This is a genomic window from Vibrio sp. 10N.261.54.E10, from assembly GCF_002877735.2.
Lineage (GTDB): Bacteria > Pseudomonadota > Gammaproteobacteria > Enterobacterales > Vibrionaceae > Vibrio > Vibrio crassostreae_C.
In genome coordinates this window covers 697,466-711,021 of the sequence record NZ_MCXE02000003.1, presented here as the reverse complement: position 1 = coordinate 711,021, position 13,556 = coordinate 697,466, and the positions used below count along the sequence as shown (strand labels likewise).

Annotated in this window: 16 protein-coding genes and 1 pseudogene; 5 read left to right on the top strand and 12 right to left on the bottom strand. The window is 41.7% G+C overall.

The genetic code is table 11. The annotated features are described in order from the left end of the window. Positions 1 to 19 precede the first annotated feature (19 nt). Genes BCU07_RS22275 through BCU07_RS22260 form a run of 4 tightly spaced genes read right to left on the bottom strand, consistent with a single transcriptional unit; the run spans position 20 to position 2,491 of the window. Positions 20 to 1,903 carry a replication endonuclease gene (locus tag BCU07_RS22275; protein WP_102428664.1) on the bottom strand — a complete coding sequence of 628 codons (1,884 nt, stop codon included), beginning with the start codon at positions 1,901 to 1,903 and terminating at the stop codon, positions 20 to 22. After that, the gene (locus tag BCU07_RS22270; RefSeq protein ID WP_017081571.1) at positions 1,884 to 2,042 is read right to left on the bottom strand and encodes a hypothetical protein; all 159 of its coding nucleotides are present in this window, start codon (positions 2,040 to 2,042) and stop codon (positions 1,884 to 1,886) included. The genes BCU07_RS22275 and BCU07_RS22270 overlap by 20 nt, the downstream gene beginning before the upstream one ends. 2 nt (positions 2,043 to 2,044) lie before the next feature. Continuing rightward, a complete protein-coding gene (locus tag BCU07_RS22265) occupies positions 2,045 to 2,227 on the bottom strand; it encodes a hypothetical protein (protein WP_029224279.1) in 183 nt (60 codons plus the stop codon). Between the two features lie 9 nt (positions 2,228 to 2,236). After that, entirely contained in the window at positions 2,237 to 2,491 is a 255-nt protein-coding gene (locus BCU07_RS22260) for a pyocin activator PrtN family protein (protein WP_102428663.1), read from the bottom strand. A 160-nt stretch (positions 2,492 to 2,651) separates the two neighbouring features. Here BCU07_RS22260 and BCU07_RS22255 point away from each other — a divergent pair, with 160 nt between their 5' ends. The 3 genes and pseudogenes from BCU07_RS22255 to BCU07_RS22245 all read left to right on the top strand — a co-directional run. Further along, the gene (locus BCU07_RS22255; RefSeq protein ID WP_102428662.1) at positions 2,652 to 3,263 is read left to right on the top strand and encodes a S24 family peptidase; all 612 of its coding nucleotides are present in this window, start codon (positions 2,652 to 2,654) and stop codon (positions 3,261 to 3,263) included. A gap of 12 nt (positions 3,264 to 3,275) precedes the next feature. Then, positions 3,276 to 3,695: a type II toxin-antitoxin system PemK/MazF family toxin gene (locus BCU07_RS22250; RefSeq protein ID WP_102533707.1), complete on the top strand. Its 420-nt coding sequence runs from the start codon at positions 3,276 to 3,278 to the stop codon at positions 3,693 to 3,695. 313 nt (positions 3,696 to 4,008) lie between these two features. Beyond that, positions 4,009 to 4,728: pseudogene (locus BCU07_RS22245) on the top strand (site-specific integrase); the annotation flags it as partial. A gap of 60 nt (positions 4,729 to 4,788) precedes the next feature. Here BCU07_RS22245 and BCU07_RS22240 read toward each other — a convergent pair. The 8 genes from BCU07_RS22240 to BCU07_RS22205 all read right to left on the bottom strand — a co-directional run bounded on the left by BCU07_RS22240 (position 4,789) and on the right by BCU07_RS22205 (position 12,163). Then, positions 4,789 to 5,286 carry a Panacea domain-containing protein gene (locus BCU07_RS22240; protein ID WP_102428660.1) on the bottom strand — a complete coding sequence of 166 codons (498 nt, stop codon included), beginning with the start codon at positions 5,284 to 5,286 and terminating at the stop codon, positions 4,789 to 4,791. Beyond that, a complete protein-coding gene (locus tag BCU07_RS22235; RefSeq protein WP_102428659.1) occupies positions 5,286 to 6,185 on the bottom strand; it encodes a hypothetical protein in 900 nt (299 codons plus the stop codon). The genes BCU07_RS22240 and BCU07_RS22235 overlap by 1 nt, the downstream gene beginning before the upstream one ends. Positions 6,186 to 6,263: 78 nt before the next feature. After that, entirely contained in the window at positions 6,264 to 6,458 is a 195-nt protein-coding gene (locus BCU07_RS22230) for a hypothetical protein (RefSeq protein WP_102428658.1), read from the bottom strand. Further along, a complete protein-coding gene (locus BCU07_RS22225) occupies positions 6,459 to 6,590 on the bottom strand; it encodes a hypothetical protein (RefSeq protein ID WP_017059946.1) in 132 nt (43 codons plus the stop codon). Between the two features lie 85 nt (positions 6,591 to 6,675). Beyond that, a complete protein-coding gene (locus BCU07_RS22220; RefSeq protein WP_017059945.1) occupies positions 6,676 to 9,039 on the bottom strand; it encodes a hypothetical protein in 2,364 nt (787 codons plus the stop codon). 43 nt (positions 9,040 to 9,082) lie between these two features. Further along, positions 9,083 to 10,558: a glycerophosphodiester phosphodiesterase gene (locus tag BCU07_RS22215; protein WP_102428657.1), complete on the bottom strand. Its 1,476-nt coding sequence runs from the start codon at positions 10,556 to 10,558 to the stop codon at positions 9,083 to 9,085. 216 nt (positions 10,559 to 10,774) lie between these two features. Next, positions 10,775 to 11,929: a hypothetical protein gene (locus BCU07_RS22210; protein WP_102428656.1), complete on the bottom strand. Its 1,155-nt coding sequence runs from the start codon at positions 11,927 to 11,929 to the stop codon at positions 10,775 to 10,777. Between the two features lie 24 nt (positions 11,930 to 11,953). Continuing rightward, positions 11,954 to 12,163 (bottom strand): hypothetical protein, encoded by a 210-nt coding sequence (locus BCU07_RS22205; RefSeq protein ID WP_017059942.1) that lies wholly within the window; start codon positions 12,161 to 12,163, stop codon positions 11,954 to 11,956. Between the two features lie 433 nt (positions 12,164 to 12,596). Here BCU07_RS22205 and zur point away from each other — a divergent pair, with 433 nt between their 5' ends. Both zur and BCU07_RS22195 read left to right on the top strand, forming a co-directional pair. Next, positions 12,597 to 13,055 (top strand): zinc uptake transcriptional repressor Zur, encoded by a 459-nt coding sequence (gene zur / locus BCU07_RS22200; protein ID WP_102428655.1) that lies wholly within the window; start codon positions 12,597 to 12,599, stop codon positions 13,053 to 13,055. A gap of 17 nt (positions 13,056 to 13,072) precedes the next feature. Further along, positions 13,073 to 13,534 carry a chemotaxis protein CheX gene (locus tag BCU07_RS22195; protein ID WP_017059940.1) on the top strand — a complete coding sequence of 154 codons (462 nt, stop codon included), beginning with the start codon at positions 13,073 to 13,075 and terminating at the stop codon, positions 13,532 to 13,534. The last annotated feature ends 22 nt before the right edge of the window (positions 13,535 to 13,556 follow it).

The window sequence follows — 13,556 nt, the reverse complement described above, 5'->3', positions numbered from 1 at the left end:
TTCACATCGTTGGCGTGGGTTAAGTCACTCCCAACCTTCCATTTATCAGGCTGAGAGTGGTGTGCTTATCAATGGGGATTTTCGCCCCCATCGACAGCGGTTTGAGTAAGCATTGAACCCCTTTTACGCTCCAACCCGTCACGTCCATCAACGCTTTTTCGAGCGGGGATATCTCCATTTTCGGCGGTGGGTTACACTTATTTTCAGTGCTCCAAGGTAAAGCGCTCCGCGCTTCTTGCACTTGCTTCAGGTCCGATTTTTTAACCAATCGAAAGTGCTCGCTGCATGTCTCAATAAGTTTTCCGAACCAACGAAAACCAACCACACGTTTGGTCTTCTCACCGTACTTATTAAACTGCTCTTCATAGGCTAATTTGGCTTTGTTACCTAATTCACAAAACCCCTTCCATCTAGAGTTATCAGCGTGAGCACGAAGTGAATCAAGTTCTTCATCGAATGCGGTATCTAATGGTTTAGCTCTTCGGAGTTGACGCCAAAGCCCCACTGCAGGAGAGCCCGATTGAGAAAATTGCTTAATTCTATGAATTGATGCCCATGCACGAGCCGATAAAGCATTTTCATCCGCTTCTTTCTCTGGCATATGAGCACCATTAATGTTTTTGGAAATGTATTTAATGATGTAGCCCGTTGCCGTCCCTTTCGATGGATCACATTGCTTAGCCAAGAAACGTTTTTCCTGAAGTTCCTTTGTTTTAAGCTCTTCATTATCTTCCTCTATAGCGATCTGACGGCATATATCCACTAGTTGCTCAAGCTGCTGTTTAGGACAATACAAAAACAAATGCGCGTGAGGAGTCCCATCTTTATGTGGTTCCGCCACCCGAAGACCAAACCAATCAACTTGATGTTTTTTGAAGAGAGCTCTCGCTCTTTTCCACTGAGCCATCAAATTTATATGGGCTTCTTTCGGTGTACACCCAATCCAATGCTTTGAGCTTCGGTGATACTTTCCCGGTAAAGTCCAAGTAATAAACACCCCTTCATAACCTAAATCGATCGCTCTTTCTTCGTCACCTCTAGAACGTACCACCAGCTCAATACGACGATTTTCATGATTCGCCGTCGTTCGTTTCACCACTTCACTCAAATCAAAAACGGTGTCGGTCTCTTCACTGACGACAACCATCGACTGAACATAATTTTCGGCTTCTATCTGCTTGCGGCGCCACATTTCAAATGAACGACTCGATACGTAACTTCTTTGCGCTTTTTCGCCCCCAACCCGCTCAAGTGCTATTTGAGCGAACTCAATATATTGATTCCGTAGATAAATGAGCTTGCGCACTAAATATCGAACATCCAAACAACGACGAATTGCACTTTCGTATTCACGCTCACAATCCTCAATCGGCATCTGTTCGGTAATATATAACTTCGGAGGCTCAAGGTGGATTTCCTTCATCTGGGTTTCAATCGCTTGATAAGCCATATCTAAAGCAGACAAGTAGCTTTCCTTTAGCTCTACTTGGCGGATGTCATAGTGGAACACTTCGGTCAGGTTTAACGCCAAACGTTCCAACGCTTCGTCATTGGTCAGCGTAAAGTGATCAAGTTGAATGTACGGTCGCAACTCTGAGCACACGACTGGTTTGGGTTTAGCCTCTTTACGAGCATCTGCAAAGGGAAACTTATCTTCAATAATGGGTGAAAGTTTTAGGGCATGACTGAACACATCAACAGTAAAGAGTTCGAGATTTTTTCTATCAGGATTCTTACGCTTTTTACGCTTGATAAGTTGATGTTCAATATCCTCCTGAACAACACGGGGGAGCAGCTTAAAAAAATGATGACCAATTGACGTCTCTAGAGAAAAACGAGTCGCTTCATCACGGCTGGCCTGCTCTTTGAGCTGCTCCTCTACATTAAGATTTGTGTCTTGCATAGCTCGATACTCGCTTACTTATCAATTTAGCTTGTTGCTCAATCAACTCGCGTTGACGAGGCGACTTTGCATGACGATATTGATAGCGCTTAATCATCAATTTCAGCTCATCGAATCGAATCTCTGTTGGTGTTTGCATATCTACACCTCCAGACTTTCAAGTAATTCAATTGCTTCTTCAAATTGGCCTAAAACAACAGAGAGATAACTATCCTCCTCGGACCCAATAGATGGGCTCAACTGGCTTTCAATTAATCGATGTAACAACTTAGCTTCACTGGAATGAGTAAAATCGATGTTGATAGAATGCATAGGGGTTTCCATAATTCCTCCTCATCCATTCACTGATTGCCAATCGGTTTTTGCTAGCTCATATCGTTTCTCGATATACATAGCTAGATCTTCCACCCTGATCAGCGTTGGACTCCGTTCAGAGTCGCGTAGTTTGAAAGTAGGAACAGGAAAGTCATACGCCTTAGCTTTCTGCTCTGCGGTTTTCGGCAAAATCCCAAAAAACTCCTGACTTACGGCCTTTAATTCAACTGTCGGACTCTCGAAACGAGCCAGCAATGCGAAGTACATATTCATCTGGTCACCTGTGATACTCTGGTTTATTCAAGACGATCTAGAGCAATTAAGTAGCTCTAATCTTGCTCACTCACGAATGAGCATATAATGAGCTCAAAAAGCAATTTAAACGCTCAATTGTAATTATATAAGCACTTTATTGACTCCAAAGGGAGGGAGCATGGACATAATTGATGATAAATTATTAGAATTAAAAAAGATGACCGGCACGATTCGGAATATCGATTTGGCAGAAAGCTTAGGAGTTTCGTCGTCTACCATTCAGAACTGGCGTGCTCGTGGAAAAATACCGAAACACATAATCACGAAAGCTGAAGAAATCTCCTTGCACGGTAGCCTTGCTCCTACCAGCAGAGGGTATGTCTCAGTCAAACTCTATGAAGTCGAAGCCAGTGCGGGTTCAGGTTCACTTGTCGAAAACGAAGATCCCTCCACCGCTCTCCTCTTCAGCGAAAAATACCTGCGTAAAGATCTCGGTTACAAACCAGAAAATGTATTCCTCTTGTCTGTTCGTGGTGACAGCATGGCGCCAACGCTCAAAAACCAAAGCTTGGTTATGGTCAATAAAATTGATGATTTTGCGTCAGATGGGATCTATGTATTTCGGTTTGAAGGCGCCTTGTTGGTTAAGCGTCTGCAATTCTTACCTGAAGGAATCGAGGTAGTAAGCGATAACCCAATTTATAAAACGTGGGAGATCAGCAAAAAAGATTTAGAGCACAAAGACTTTCAAATCATTGGTGAGGTGGTTTGGTCAGGTCAGATAATATAGAGGTTATTAGAGTTGGCTATTAAATTTTCCCCTAAAGTAGGGCAAATACTTATGTGTGATTTTTACGGCTTAAAGCAGCCTGAAATGGTAAAGAATCGCCCCGTTTTGGTTGTAGGCACTAAGCCTGACGGTCATCAACTGGTAACCGTCGTTGCATTGAGCACTGTCGCTCCTGAGAAACCACAAAACTACCATATGCAGTTAGAAGACAACCAATTGCCTAGAAATAAGTTTTTTAGCAGAGGGACAACTTGGGTTAAGGCTGACATGATTTATACACTTAGCTTCGAACGTTTTAACTATGTATCTCTTGGAGTGGATAATGGGAAGCGAGTCTACTTCAAAAATAGATTAGGTAGAGAAAGCATGAAGAAGGTCTACTCCTGCGTTCTGCATGGCTTACATTTGGGCAATTTAAGCGATCACCTCTAATCTACTGTAATTACTCCTAATTACTAAAAATTGTACGTATATCGTATAAATGTATTTGCTTTTTCCCAGTCTGCAACATATGATCATCTTGTCAAAGCTTCTTTGGTTTACGCCAAAACGGAGCGCTAAGACTACATTTTTGAAATGTAGCCAGCCCACTTATCAGGCGATAACAAGCCCGCGTGGTGCTGCTGTAAAGACCCTCGCTTAGGCGGGGGTTTTGTCTTTTCTGGAGAAGCAAAACTTCTAACTAGTACTCCTATAGTACCCCTCAAACTAGCTCAGCCCTTGCTAAGGCTGCTTAATCAGTCCAATCGAGCACTGTAAAAACAGAAGAGGCGCAGGAGCCAAACCCGCAACGATTTATCATGATATTGCTTACCTACGTTCTGTAATGAAAAAGTCTAAGCCTGTCTTCAACATCGACACCAATCACCAGATATTTGATGAAGCCGTACCCGTTCTGATTGATATGGGGTTAGTCGGTAAGAGTCAGAAACGAACACGTCGCCCAACTTCTGAAGAACTGAAACTCTTAAAGCTTGGATTAGAACAACGTGAGTCTTTCAGGCCAAACGGCACAACTCGAATCCCATTCACCGATATTCTTGAGTTCAGTATTCTTACTTGTATGCGAATTGGTGAAGTCTGTAAGCTGCGCTGGGAAGACCTTAACCGAGAGCATAAAACAATACTCGTCAGAGACAGAAAAGACCCAAGGAAGAAAGAAGGCAATCACATGATTGTGCCGTTGCTTGGTGAGTCATTTGAGATCGCACTAAAACAACCAAACAAAGGCGAGCTCATTTTCCCGTACAACTCACGTAGTGTTAGCGCAGGCTTTCAGCGAGTCAGGAACGAATTGGGTATTGAAGACTTGAGGTATCACGACTTGCGAAGAGAGGGGGCAAGTCGGTTATTTGAAAAAGGCTACTCGATTGAAGAAGTAGCCCAAGTAACAGGGCATAGAAACTTGAACATTCTATGGCAAGTTTACACCCAGCTTTTCCCACACAAACTGCATGAAAAATAAGTTAAACACCAAACATACTCTGAGCTCAAAATCACAACATTGTAATTTTGAGCTTAAAAGTTAATGGTGATATTTTGTCGGAGAATCCAGCATATCTTTGTACTCATTCGCCATCAAAGTCAGATTTAGCGAGCAGTATTTCTCACTATTAGCTACAGGATACGTTGAATACACTAATTTGATAAATTCATCGTAATTTTTAGTCTTTGTTTTCTCAATAACAAAGTCCAAAATTTCCTTTTCTGATATTGATAAATGCGCCATGTAGTCAGAACTATCATCGTTTAATGTGAAACAAGTTTTCTTCTTTCCATACATGTTGCGAGAAGTATAAGACGTAATTCCTGAATTGGCGTTACACGATTCCTTCAAGGTATCGACATAAGGACCGTAATGATCAAAAAACCATTTAGTTTCAGTTAGCTGCTTGTTATTCACAAGCGCATTTCGCCAATCTGACAAGTAGACCATTTTTGTTAATCTGGAAGCCGATAATTCATCTTTATTTGGATAGTTTTGTAGAAAGTATTTAACTAAAATAATAAATTTATTAATCATTAGAAACCCTCCTTGTGAGCGATCTCAATTGAGACCATATGACTACTAAGCCCTTCCATTAAAAATGAAAGCTTACGTCTCTCATCATCATTTATGCATCGATTAATCTTACTAAAAGGTAATCCATTACTATTGGTAGATTCAAACACAATAACTGCCAACGCATCTCGTTTTGTATCTAGAATACGAATCGCACAGAACGACCTACTTTTCATATTGCTGTTTCGAATGACGTCTTCTGGAACTCCGAACTTACTAGCGTGGTACTTTATATAATCCGCTAGACTCGTTTTAGGACAAGGTGAAGTAGCATCAGTAACACCACCTTGTTCCCATGCTTTAGCCAAGTAACCATAGGACTTCGAATACATTCGTTCAGGCTTGGATTTAAAACTCTCATTCAAAGAATATCGTCCAATACACCTAAAGTGCCCTAACTCCACTCTATATATACTAATACGTTCATTGCTCGTTAGCTTTAAATACTTGAAAATTATGTAAATGTAATCACTAAATATTTGATAACAATCTAACAGCCTTTCATCGTACTTTGATTGCAACGAATCATGTTCTTCACGAAGATCTCTATGTTGTTCGCCAAGTTTTGTAAATTTGTTCTTCAATACACTCAGACTTGCGTATGGAGCTACGGTTCCCCAAATAGCGAAGAAAACAGTAAGAGAGAGGAGTACCAATAACCACTCTTTCGCACCTAACAAATCGAGCATAAATATTCTCAACTCAACAGGAACAAAACCTCTAACACTCGCCTGAAGCTCTGCTGGAACTGCAATATATGCAAAACCCATAGCACTCAAGGCCGCACCTATCCATGAATATCGAGCTACACCCCATAGAACTTTTTTATGTCTAGGTGCTTCAGCTAAAAGGGTATCCAAGTAAAATCTTCTTCTAATAAACCATAAACTTATAGCAATATATCATAATTGCTATAAGTTTTTTACTTTGTTGCATATTCAAGACTTATCTTTTAGCCCTTGAAGCTTGATTTCTACCGTTCTTGTTCTTTTCTCTAACTCGTTGATCTCCTGCTTTTGTTCTTTCTGTGACATTTTCACCCAGCTCATATCAACTTTCACAGCGGCTATCGTTGCAATACTCGATATTCCTCCGGTAATCACTGCAATTATAATGGCTTGATACTCTGCCATTTACTTGAACTCATTGCGTAGGGTTTCCCATAGGCCAAATACTATTGGAGCACTTGCGCCAATAATGCCACCGAATTGAACACCGTCTGCCGATACGCTCGCGGTGATAAGTTCAGGGTGACCAGCTACCAAAGCAGCTCCCGCGCCAAGTAACGCTAAACCCTTTTTAGTGGAAGGAGCAGATCATTTTCTTCTGTTCACTTTCTATGACGCGGACTTAAATAACCAACTTTTCAAGTTCGATTCGGTGAGAGGCTTTTCCTTTACTGTGCTTTACCCATAAACGCTTTGGTTGGTATCCATTGGCACGGACCTCAACATCATAATTACCCTCTGGCAATCGCATACCGGCTTGGTACCTAGGCTTAATATTCATTATTCGAACCTTAAAACCCGGTTGGTTCTGTGCATTTGAATTGATGTACATAGGAAACTCCGTTTGGGCTTCATTATTGTTTTTAGCTGAACTCACCGGTTCGCTCTCAGCACGCTGAGTTAAATAACGAGCAAAAACACCATCCAACTCCGCTACCGAATGCTCCAAAGAGGTAGAAAACCCATCAGTAATACGCATACTTTTGTCTATTTGAGCGCCAAGTGGATGAATCAACGGTTGAGTATGTATCACCCAACGAACGGCATAAGAAGCCGACGGAGATAGTGTGTCACTGACTTGCTCTAAGAAAAAGCCAATCGTTGAGTCCGTTTGAGTGTACTTGGATGAAAATACATTCACAGGCACAACAAGAATAACGAATATGACGATAAACGAGCTGCCTATATTCAGAGCCTTGCTCTTCAAGTTCGGTGCTGGCCGTGGTTTATGGTAATTCATCAACACGATAAATTTTCCTGGCAGCTTAAACACCGTTAGGACAACGAGAAATAGCGATAGTCCCATTGATATTGGCGGCACAATGATAGAACGCAATGCCGCTTTGCCTTGTTCAGCATAAGGGCCATCATCAGCAAACTGAGCGCGTGACGCCTCAATATAACCTAGCCAATAATCTCTCTCACGCCTCACATTTGGAACAATAACCTGTTGGTAAAATTGCTTATTATTCCACGTCGCCATCATGGGCTCGACGTAATAACGTTCGCCCATACGATTCTTTATTTGTTGCTGAACTTCGGCTACTTTTTGAAAATCATTCCAAGATAAGTTCGGTTCAATGTCGTAACCCCGCTGCTTTGCCTCGGCATGCCAACGAGCTTTGGTGTCCTTCATAACTTTGTTTCTGACTGCATTTTTAAACACGCTAATTTGGTTTATTTGCCAATTGGAGTCTAAATGGATCCCCTTTCGATGAACTTGAGTACGAACCTTACTTGCTGTTGTAGAGTGGGAGCGAAACTCCGACATAGAGTCGATTCCCATAGGATAACCGGTCTCTTTTAAGAACTGTTTTTGCCACACTGCCAGTATTCGTGGTGTGTAATGAGCGACACTATTGGTATACGTTTTATCTTGAATGGCTTCTCCAGCTTGCCCTGTCGCCTGCTCAATACCGGCTTGGATAACTGATAAGCCTAGAGAACCGAATGCTTCCCCCCAAGATGTTTCACCTTTCGTTCGTCGAAAGGTTTTCTCTAACCAATAATCCATCGGTTGGTGGGGAATCGAGTTATCTTTTAATAAGCGTTCATAGCGATCTTCAATGCGGCTGATACAATTGGCTCTTGAGCTTCCTTTGCGTTTATAACAGCGTTCTTTATCATCAAATAGGTCAAAAATAGGTTGTGCAACTCTTTGTGCTCTCGCCTCTGCTCTCGTTAAATAGGCCTTACTCGCCTGTTGATAATCACGATACCCCGTCGCGACGGTCGACTCGACCTCTTCCCACGCTTGATTGGCCTTTTGATGGCGAGACTCTACCGTCTGATTATACGCCCCAACATGTTTTTGATATTGATGCCACGATTGCTGAACTTCACTCCGTAATACTTTATAGTTCGCATAGTGCTCATCGAAATTGGCGTTTGCTCGATTTTGAATATAACGATCCAAAATTTGAACTTTCTTATCATCAATATGACTTAAGAATGCATCATTGCTGTAAACCAACCCACCGATCAAAGCGAGAAAAGTCATTTCTGACGACTCGGTACTCGCCTCTGAGTTATAAGGGATCCCTTCGATATTAATCGCATTCATCGCTAAACTAGATCGCAGTACAGAGGAAAAGAAAGCCTCCTGTCTCTGCTTTGCACTACTCGGTTCAATCAACCATTTATCTATTACCGCCTTTTGACCAAAAAAAACCGTTGGCCAAACCAAAGCTGTAATCACGACCAACGATGAAATAGCGCGAAACTTCGTCGTGGTCAGCCATCCTTTAAGTAGAAAATCCGCAACAATTAAAGTCACCCCGATCCCTGAGATGGTTCGGCCAAATAGCTCCGTTTTATGTAATTGAGCATCACTAACATCGATTCCACCCGCAATTTCAACCAACTTGGCGTTGAAAGCGACTTCAGGAAAAAGATAAAGAAGTGAACAAAAAAACAACAAAACAGCCAACCATTTCGGCTTCTTATTATTTGTGGTTATTACGTCCTGGCTAGGAACTGGTTTCATCTTAACGCTTCCATAATTTGTCTATCCCTGTTCTCATCAAACATCATTTTTCTGTCGGCATCGAAATGCTGATCGCATCGTTACTTAAATTTAAATCTTCATCTTGAATATCAAACAGCACTGCTGGCTTCGCGCTCTGCGTTGTTTGCGTTCTTTTTTTCACACCTTTCACGCTAGCAGGCTTGGAATATGACACACTCCTAATGAGACCTCGGTTAGTGATGTAATGGCCATCTTTGAGGTAATCTATTTGTTCATAGAGTCGGTGAAAATCAGCGTCATTGGGTAGGCCAGCAACGGTTTCGCCTGCTAACGTTGTGGGTTGGTAGCCATTTGATTGAACGACAAGCTGTGGAGCAAGCTGCTGACAAATAGAGAACTTACTGGTATCCATGATCGCCTCATCTGGTAGAGGTCGACCTGCCTTAGCTAACGAGACCAATTGATCTTGGTGGTAATCCGTTCCGTTAATCGTATAAGTCACCACCTTCATACCTTGCGCTTTCGCACGGCTGTAAATTGTCGCATATTGTCGGTAACTTCTTATATCAACATGTAATCCACTATTGGGGCCAAGTATTCGTTTTACCGTTTTAGCGGAATGTTTGGGCTTATGCTTACGATAACGCCCCTCCATAGCAAAGGCGCGATCGATATTCTTTTTATTTTTCTGATAATAATCATCAGAACCCATGCCTCGCTTTGCATCTTTTTTAAATTTAGCAACCGACGTTGAATGCGCTTCCCACACATACCCAAGATAAACACTTGAATTGATTTCCCGCATTTTTTTCAGAACGTCCATATCCATTGATGAATAAAAATAGTTTCTATAGGGGAGACTTTGTCTGGCCATTTCGTCGAGTTTAAACAAATCTTCCATGGAGCCATCTGATGTTTTTATTTCAATATTAAGGGGTTGTTCAATCGTTGCGTAATGGTACCAATCATTCACGGCTTCATTGAAATAAGCGGGACGATACCCATCTAATGTTCCGTCAGGGCTCCTTCCACTCAGAGAGTTCCACTCACTACTCTTCATACGACTCACGCGATATCGCTTACCATCACTACGAGCGGTTGCTCTTCCTGTTTCTATGTCGTGATGTACAACCCAATCTTTATCACGCGTCAGCATCACATCAATTTCTGCTCCATCAAAACCACTTACCGCCGCCATTTGAATCGCATTACGAGAGTTTTCAGCATAATTAGAGCTGCCACGGTGGGCGATAACATCAATAGGGCACTGTCCTTTGATGTAAGAGATATCCCCTCCCATGGTTTGATAAAGATTGCGCGATTTTAACGCCAACTGCATATCACGAAACATTTCTCGCCCCTCTGCTGAGTTATGATTCGAGATTAGTTTTGCATCTGCAGGTAATCCAAGCCCTCCCTCCAAGGTTGGTTGTGGTGGTGTTACTTTATCTGTAGATGAACATCCCTGAATAAGAGCAATAGTAGTGACAAGCAGCCCTCTTGAAAGCGTGGTTACACGTGAAGGTGGTGAAAACATGAGATCCTTATCCGTTGGTAGCTTATATGTGACATAACTGGGTTTCACACGCTGAGCACGACAAAGTCGGCCTCCAAGCACGGAGACCGCAAAGTGCTAATATATGATGACTCCAACCATTGATTTCGATTGTTGATATGTTGTTGGAGTGGACGTGTTTAATGGTTTAATTTGATTGAAAGCAAAGGCTCAAAAACTCATAAATACAAATCATGATTACATTATTTCATCAAATAATAATTGAATAAGCCCTTGTTCATCTGGGATGTCATACCCCTTTCGACATGGATAAGCCAAACCATCTGTGAAGTTCAAAAACGAAAAGCTATTGTCTATGCTTTCGCTCCCCTCTTCATCCTGCCATGGTTCAATAGTACTGTTCTGTTTAGTCACGATATAACCACACGAATTGACAGGCATCTCGGTCTTACGATTTAAGACTATCTTATGATTGGAATTATTGTAGTGATTTACTCGAATCTTACCGGCTAACGCTAGATATATCGCCCCTGCGGCGCCCAAAAGCAAAGTATGGCCGATAACTTTACCTGTCGCACTCGCTACGGCGATTCCAACATTAGCAGTCGCACTCGCGATGCTTTGACCTCGGTTTCCATAACGGTCTGTAGAATACACGTAATCCACGCTATGTTTTCTTTCAACGCGAGCACGTTGTCTGACAGGAGTATGGTTTATGTACTCTTGACCACCAAAAGCATCAAAGTTGTGTATTAATACCGGAACACAATGATAAGTTTCTCCATTCCAGTTCACTACACGAGCCTTCATTTGCCATGGATAATACTCTTCATCTAAATATTTCTTACATAAAGCTGGTAACAAATGGCTAAGTAACGCTGTGTTGTGATCGCTCTGCGCCATGTTGTACAGTTCTTGCGTTATTGATCGGGCCTGCTCTTGATCTCCTGATCTTGCGGCAACGATAAAGAGAATGACCTCGCCCCAAAAAGTATCGTTGATCAAGTAGTCAACCGGCAAATTATCGATTTCGATTAAAGCTCGTGGAACATCTTCACCGGACAAAGCCTCCAATACTGCAGACAAGTGATGCACGCGATCTTGAGGCTTTGCAATAGGTTCGTAATATGCGTCCCATCGTTCAACAAAGGTCTTCCAACGCATTATTTTTTTAAACTCCTCAGTTACTCCTTCCGTGGTGAGTAACTTAGGTTCAATATATTTTGCAATGTGCTTTTTATGACCGTCTCGCTTTTTCATCGCCTTTGTGTAAATTTTGCTATCAGACTTGAATAAGTGCAGTGCTAAACCATAGCTTTCATACCATTCACCAAGGTTAAGATGACTACTTTCTAATGAAGCTTTAGCCAAAGCGTCAAAATGCTTTTTCATTTTATTCCCTTCCAATTTGACGACTTAAATAAAGATAAAGGCGATGACTAAAATAATAGCTGCGGCTATAGCCAGTTTGATGTATAGCTCATTTTTTTTAACTCTTGGTTCTTCCACTTCTTCAAGCTTATCCCTCATGGCCTTAAAGTCATCCAAACGTTGTTGATAACGTTTTTCTCTTTGATTATAGATGGACAACAGTTTCAGAAATGATTCTTTGTTTACTTGCTCCACAGCTTAACTCCAAGCATTTGAAATTAAAGACTAAAACTACAATACACCATGACAAGCTCATGTTGACAGGAGGGGTCAATAGTCTTCTTCTAGTCTATATTAGGCATCGATTTTAGCGAATAAGGAACAATATGCGATAAGAAATGTGATTTAAAACAGCACATTATTGTAAGAAAAATTAATTGAGCTAAATTGAACTCAAATGAAGATGTCATATCAACTTTACCTCATACTTTTTTATAAACCTATTCACCAGATCTCTAATTCAACCTCATTAATCAGTTATGCCTTGAGTCACACTGTCATTTTGAGTTACCTTGTCTTATTCAAAGTCGTGGGTCACAATACGCTCTGTACCTGACTTTAATAGAAATCATTGGCTCCCAAAACGTAGTAACCTAGAAATAAGGTTTGATTAGGGATGTCCGATTGAATGGTGAAAAATTTGGACCACACATTAATAGAGCAAGTTGAAGGGATATGCGCATCGCGAGGCGTTAGATTAACACCTCAAAGAAAGCGAGTGTTTGAGCTCATCCTCTCTAATAAAAAAGCCTCCAGTGCTTATGAATTATTAGAGCAGTTGAAAGTCAGTGAACCGCAAGCCAAGCCACCTACAGTATATCGCGCTTTGGATTTCTTGTTGGAGCAAGGTTTCATTCACAGAGTTGAGTCAACCAATAGCTTCATATGCTGCTGCTCTTGCAATGCCAACAAACATTTCTCCCAACTACTGATCTGCGATAAATGTGGCACTGTGATAGAACTGCAGAACGATGCGCTTGTCACCCTACTCGCCAGTAACGCTGAGAAGCATGGCTTTCAATTGACGAATCATGTCATTGAATCGCATGGCATTTGCCAATCTTGCTCCTCCGAGATGAAAGAATAAGATTATAGAAGAACATTATGCGCGCTGAATTTGTAAACCCGTTTTTAGCTTCTTTGATGAACGTATTAAAAACGATGGCTTCTCTAGAATTGAAGCCACAAAAACCGAGAGTTAAGAAAGATGAAATCGCTCGTGGTGATGTATCCGGCCTAATTGGTATGGTGGGTACACAATCTCGTGGCTCTATGTCGATCACCTTTGATGAAGGTCTCGCTCTCGAAATCATGGAAAACATGCTTGGTGAACGACCAAACGGCCTCAACGAAGAAGTGACCGATATGGTGGGTGAAATCACTAACATGGTGACTGGCGGTGCGAAACGTATTCTTGCGGAAAGCGGTTTTGACTTCGATATGGCAACACCAATCGTGGTTTCCGGTAAAGGTCATACGATTCGTCACAAGTGTGATGGGGCAATCATCATCATGCCTTTCTCATCTCAATGGGGTAATGCTTTCATCGAGATCTGTTTCGAATAACAGCTGTTTATTTCTAGCAGTA

Coding starts and splice junctions, on each gene's coding strand:
- BCU07_RS22275 (WP_102428664.1), bottom strand. CDS start 1,903: ATGCAAGACACAAATCTTAATGTAGAGGAGCAGCTCAAAGAGCAGGCC.
- BCU07_RS22270 (WP_017081571.1), bottom strand. CDS start 2,042: ATGCAAACACCAACAGAGATTCGATTCGATGAGCTGAAATTGATGATT.
- BCU07_RS22265 (WP_029224279.1), bottom strand. CDS start 2,227: ATGGAAACCCCTATGCATTCTATCAACATCGATTTTACTCATTCCAGT.
- BCU07_RS22260 (WP_102428663.1), bottom strand. CDS start 2,491: ATGAATATGTACTTCGCATTGCTGGCTCGTTTCGAGAGTCCGACAGTT.
- BCU07_RS22255 (WP_102428662.1), top strand. CDS start 2,652: ATGGACATAATTGATGATAAATTATTAGAATTAAAAAAGATGACCGGC.
- BCU07_RS22240 (WP_102428660.1), bottom strand. CDS start 5,286: ATGATTAATAAATTTATTATTTTAGTTAAATACTTTCTACAAAACTAT.
- BCU07_RS22230 (WP_102428658.1), bottom strand. CDS start 6,458: ATGGCAGAGTATCAAGCCATTATAATTGCAGTGATTACCGGAGGAATA.
- BCU07_RS22220 (WP_017059945.1), bottom strand. CDS start 9,039: ATGAAACCAGTTCCTAGCCAGGACGTAATAACCACAAATAATAAGAAG.
- BCU07_RS22215 (WP_102428657.1), bottom strand. CDS start 10,558: ATGTTTTCACCACCTTCACGTGTAACCACGCTTTCAAGAGGGCTGCTT.
- BCU07_RS22210 (WP_102428656.1), bottom strand. CDS start 11,929: ATGAAAAAGCATTTTGACGCTTTGGCTAAAGCTTCATTAGAAAGTAGT.
- zur (WP_102428655.1), top strand. CDS start 12,597: ATGGTGAAAAATTTGGACCACACATTAATAGAGCAAGTTGAAGGGATA.
- BCU07_RS22195 (WP_017059940.1), top strand. CDS start 13,073: ATGCGCGCTGAATTTGTAAACCCGTTTTTAGCTTCTTTGATGAACGTA.